Below are 4,087 nucleotides of genomic sequence, written 5' to 3'. Positions count from 1 at the left end.
AAAGACTGAGCTTTTTGTTTTTGCGTTTAAAAAGAACCCCGTCCCGAAAGGTGCGGGGTTTTTTGCTGTGTGGGGTATATTTCCCCGGTGGTGCTGTGCTTACCGGGGCTACGGACCTTGCGGGTTCTGTAGCCCGGACCGGTACACCACATCACCACCGTTAGCGCCCGCAATATTATTGCCTCTGTAATCAGGCAAGCCTTCCCCCGCCAGATACGGTAAACTAACGCCGATTTTGCATCAGGAAGCCACTATGAACCACTCCCTCAAACCCTGGAATACCTTTGGCATTGAGCGATCCGCCAATACGATAGTACGCGCCGAAACTGAACAACAGTTATTAAGCGCCTGGCAAACCGCTGTCGCGGCTGGCGAACCCACGCTAATCCTTGGGGAAGGCAGTAACGTCCTGTTTCTGAACGACTATGCCGGTACGGTGATCCTCAACCGAATTATGGGGATCGAGGTGAGCGAAACCCCGGATGCCTGGCGCTTGCACGTCGGCGCCGGCGAAAACTGGCATCAACTGGTGCAGTTCACGCTACAGCATGCGATGCCTGGTCTGGAAAATCTGGCATTAATCCCTGGTTGCGCAGGATCTTCGCCTATCCAGAATATTGGCGCTTACGGCGTCGAATTGCAGCGGGTTTGCGAATATGTTGACTGCATCGAGCTGGAAACGGGACGTAAACAACGCCTTTCCGCAGCGGAATGCCGTTTCGGCTATCGCGACAGCATCTTTAAACATGAATATCAGGACCGCTACGCCATCGTCGCGATTGGTCTGGCGTTAGAGAAAGCGTGGCGACCGGTGCTGAGCTACGGTGATTTAACACGTCTCGATCCGCAGACTGTCACCCCGCAGCAGGTATTCGATGCGGTCTGTCATATGCGAATGACTAAATTGCCGGATCCAAAGATTAACGGTAATGCTGGCAGCTTTTTTAAGAACCCGATCGTCAGCGCTCAGGTTGCTGAAGCGCTGCTGGCGCAGTTCCCTGATGCACCGCACTATCCGCAGGCAAACGGCAGCGTCAAGCTGGCCGCTGGCTGGCTAATCGATCAATGTCAGCTCAAAGGACAACGCATCGGCGGCGCGGCCGTGCATCGACAGCAGGCGCTGGTACTGATTAATGAAGATCAAGCGACCAGTGAGGATGTGATAAAGCTTGCCCATTATGTTCGCCAGCAGGTGGGTGCGAAATTCAATGTATGGCTTCAACCCGAGGTGCGCTTCATTGGAACGCATGGTGAAGTCAACGCAGAGGAGAGCATTGCGTGAAAGACCATACTATCCCTTTAACGCTAATTTCTATCCTTGCTGATGGTGAGTTTCACTCAGGTGAACAGCTTGGCGAGCAGTTAGGCATGAGCCGGGCGGCGATTAATAAGCATATCCAGACTTTACGCGACTGGGGCGTTGATGTGTTTACCGTACCGGGCAAGGGTTACAGCCTGCCAGAGCCTATTCATCTTTTGGATGAGAAAAAGATCTCCCAACAGATAGAGCATGGCCGAGTGACTGTCCTTCCGGTAATCGACTCCACTAACCAATATTTGCTGGACAGACTGGATGAGCTGACGTCCGGCGATGCCTGCGTGGCTGAATATCAGCAGGCAGGGCGGGGTCGACGAGGCAGAAAATGGTTTTCCCCCTTTGGCGCGAATCTCTATCTCTCAATGTACTGGCGTCTGGAGCAGGGCCCGGCAGCGGCTATTGGCCTAAGCCTGGTGATCGGTATTGTGATCGCTGAAGTGCTGCAGCAGCTCGGGGCCGAACAGGTTCGCGTGAAATGGCCAAACGATATTTACCTGCAGGATCGTAAGCTGTCAGGGATCCTCGTGGAACTGACGGGGAAAACGGGCGATGCCGCACAAATCGTCAGCGGCGCGGGTATCAACCTTGTGATGCGTCGCGTGGAGTCTGATGTCGTCAATCAGGGTTGGATCAGCCTTCAGGAAGCAGGGGTGGTCATCGATCGTAACCTCCTCGCCGCGCGCCTGATTAAAGAGCTGCGCCTGGGGCTGGAGCTGTTCGAGCAGGAAGGGTTGGCTCCTTATCTGCCGCGCTGGGAAAAACTGGATAACTTTATTCATCGTCCGGTAAAACTGATTATCGGTGATAAAGAAATTTATGGCATTTCCCGCGGTATTGACGCCCAGGGGGCGCTATTGCTGGAGCAGGATGGTGTGATAAAAGCCTGGGTCGGTGGTGAAATATCATTGCGCAGCGCAGAATAAAAAAGGGAGCTTCGGCTCCCTTTGCTTTATTTCCGTAAGCGTACCTGATTAACGGAATGATTGGCGCTCTTGGTCATAATCAGGCTGGCGCGCTCGCGGGTTGGAAGGATGTTTTCCTTGAGATTCATTAGGTTAATCTCATTCCATAGCGAGGTGGCAATATCCACCGCTTCTTCCTTCGACAGCTTGGCGTAATTATGGAAATAAGAATCCGGGTCGGTAAATGCTCCTTCCCGGAATTTAAGAAAGCGGTTGATATACCAGCTTTTCAATAATTCTTCCGGGGCATCGACATAAATAGAAAAGTCGACAAAATCCGATACGAATACATGATGCGGATCGTGTGGATAATCCATCCCACTTTGCAGAACATTCAGTCCTTCAAGAATGAGAATATCCGGTTGCGCGACAGTTTTATCGCCGTCGGGTATAACATCATAAATTAGATGGGAATAAACCGGTGCAGTTGCCTGTGGTACTCCTGATTTGAGATCGGAGACAAACTTCACCAGCCGATGCATATCATAAGACTGCGGAAAGCCTTTCTTCTTCATTAACCCACGTTCTTTCAAAACCGAGTTAGGGTGCAAAAATCCGTCAGTGGTAATGAGTTCGACATGGCGATGCTCAGGCCAACGGCTAAGCAAGGCCTGCAGTACACGGGCGGTGGTGCTTTTACCCACCGCAACGCTGCCAGCTATGCTGATTATATAGGGAATTCGCTGACCGTTGGTGCCAAGAAATTGTTCGAGAACCGCCTGACGACGCAGGTTAGAACTAATATAGAAGTTGAGCAAACGCGACAGCGGCAAATAGATCTCAGCAACCTCTTCCAGAGAGAGATCTTCGTTGATGCCTTTTAACCGCGTGATTTCTTCCTCGGTTAACGTCATCGGGACAGAATCACGAAGTGCAGCCCATTGGTGGCGGTTAAATTGTAGGTACGGTGTCATTAACGTCTGCTCTTTTTGGCTCATAAGCATGTTCTTACCATCACCGAATACGTTGAAACGGCGATGCTTCACACGAGTTAATCAGGACAATGGGCAGGAGGGTAACACCAGATTGCTGGGAATAATAAGAAAAAAACTCATTGAATGCTGCTTTCTCGCGCCAGCGTCACAAGAGAGGAATAAGTTTCTTATGCTTTGCAAAGCATGGTCTTTGCTAACAGGATAGTGCTAACGGCCTGCTGCCTTTCAGGCTGCGGTCAGCATACGTTCCGGGTAAACGTGGATGACCGGAACCGCGCCTGCTGTGCTGTTTGCTGGCGATTATTTGCACTCCGTTGTTTGAAATTACACCGTTTTTTCGCGTAAGAGCACAAAATGTGAGCAAGAGAACGTTTTATGCAAATTTTTAGTTGCATGAACTCGCTCCTCTCCCTAGAATGCGCGCTACTTGATGCCGACTTAGCTCAGTAGGTAGAGCAACTGACTTGTAATCAGTAGGTCACCAGTTCGATTCCGGTAGTCGGCACCATAACAATTTGGGTGGGGTTCCCGAGCGGCCAAAGGGAGCAGACTGTAAATCTGCCGTCATCGACTTCGAAGGTTCGAATCCTTCCCCCACCACCACTTTCTGGCGACGCTTTGCGTAGCCGGAGTTGGTTGGGTAAACTAATCAGCTCAATACTACAGAGAGCAGTCTCTTTAGTATTACAGAAAGAACTGGGTAGCCGAGTTTCAGGATGCGGGCATCGTATAATGGCTATTACCTCAGCCTTCCAAGCTGATGATGCGGGTTCGATTCCCGCTGCCCGCTCCAGACGTGCTGATATGGCTCAGTTGGTAGAGCGCACCCTTGGTAAGGGTGAGGTCCCCAGTTCGACTCTGGGTATCAGCAC

The 4,087-nt window shown here is 51.3% G+C and carries 3 protein-coding genes and 4 tRNA genes; 6 read left to right on the top strand and 1 reads right to left on the bottom strand.

Annotated features, from left to right (window positions below; translation table 11 throughout):
* The first annotated feature begins 253 nt into the window (after positions 1–253).
* Both murB and birA read left to right on the top strand, forming a co-directional pair.
* Positions 254–1,282, top strand: coding sequence for a UDP-N-acetylmuramate dehydrogenase (gene murB, locus QLG03_RS05985; RefSeq protein ID WP_048336577.1), 1,029 nt, complete (start codon positions 254–256; stop codon positions 1,280–1,282).
* The gene (gene birA / locus QLG03_RS05980) at positions 1,279–2,241 is read left to right on the top strand and encodes a bifunctional biotin--[acetyl-CoA-carboxylase] ligase/biotin operon repressor BirA (RefSeq protein ID WP_004206834.1); all 963 of its coding nucleotides are present in this window, start codon (positions 1,279–1,281) and stop codon (positions 2,239–2,241) included. Before murB ends, birA begins: the two co-directional genes overlap by 4 nt.
* A gap of 26 nt (positions 2,242–2,267) precedes the next feature.
* On the opposite strand, the gene coaA is transcribed toward birA, so the two are convergent.
* Entirely contained in the window at positions 2,268–3,218 is a 951-nt protein-coding gene (gene coaA / locus QLG03_RS05975) for a type I pantothenate kinase (protein WP_032429237.1), read from the bottom strand.
* 429 nt (positions 3,219–3,647) lie between these two features.
* On the opposite strand from coaA, the gene QLG03_RS05970 reads away from it, so the two are divergent.
* The 4 genes from QLG03_RS05970 (at position 3,648) to QLG03_RS05955 (ending at position 4,086) form a co-directional block, all read left to right on the top strand.
* Positions 3,648–3,723, top strand: a tRNA-Thr gene (locus QLG03_RS05970).
* Between the two features lie 10 nt (positions 3,724–3,733).
* Positions 3,734–3,818, top strand: a tRNA-Tyr gene (locus QLG03_RS05965).
* 115 nt (positions 3,819–3,933) lie between these two features.
* Positions 3,934–4,008: transfer RNA gene (locus QLG03_RS05960), tRNA-Gly, on the top strand.
* Between the two features lie 5 nt (positions 4,009–4,013).
* Positions 4,014–4,086 (top strand) — tRNA-Thr (locus QLG03_RS05955).
* Position 4,087: the final 1 nt, after the last annotated feature.

It is taken from the genome of Klebsiella sp. V115_8, from assembly GCF_029967715.1.
Taxonomy (GTDB): Bacteria; Pseudomonadota; Gammaproteobacteria; order Enterobacterales; family Enterobacteriaceae; genus Klebsiella; species Klebsiella quasipneumoniae.
Note: the sequence above shows the minus strand (reverse complement) of the source record. Positions and strands in the feature narration are given on the sequence as shown.